1 protein-coding gene is annotated in these 437 nt (G+C 44.9%); it reads right to left on the reverse strand.

Features of this window, described 5'->3' with window-relative positions; translation table 11 throughout:
• Window positions 1–437: GAD domain-containing protein (locus I6F37_RS40480; protein WP_306469188.1), on the reverse strand; the 437-nt coding region annotated here is incomplete at both ends.

Genomic DNA, 437 nt, shown 5'->3' on the forward strand with positions numbered 1-437 from the left:
GTTTAGCACCATGTCATAGGCGTTGGCTTTTATGTTAGCATAAGGATGTGCCAGGTAATTCGCCTTGTCTTCAATCCGAGGATTGTTATTGATCATGACGTCTATGTGATCTGGCTTCGGAGAAGTGAAAGGATGGTGACGCGCAACCCAACGTCCGCCTTCTTCATCATATTCAAATAAAGGAAAATCCAGAACCCAGATCAATCTGAATTCATCCGCTTTGCGCAGACTCAGTCTTTCAGCCATGTATAGACGAAGATCGCTTGCGGCCTTGCGCGTTTTTTCTTCTGCGCCGGCTAATATCAAAATAAGGTCACCGGGTTGCGCTTTGGTAGCTTGTGCAATTCCGGCAAGTTTTGCGGCGTCATAAAATTTATCAACGCTGCTTTTAAAAGTTCCATCCGCATTTACTTTTATAAACACCAGGCCTTTCATGC

This window comes from Bradyrhizobium sp. NBAIM08 (assembly GCF_020193935.1).
In the GTDB taxonomy this organism is placed as follows: domain Bacteria; phylum Pseudomonadota; class Alphaproteobacteria; order Rhizobiales; family Xanthobacteraceae; genus Bradyrhizobium; species Bradyrhizobium yuanmingense.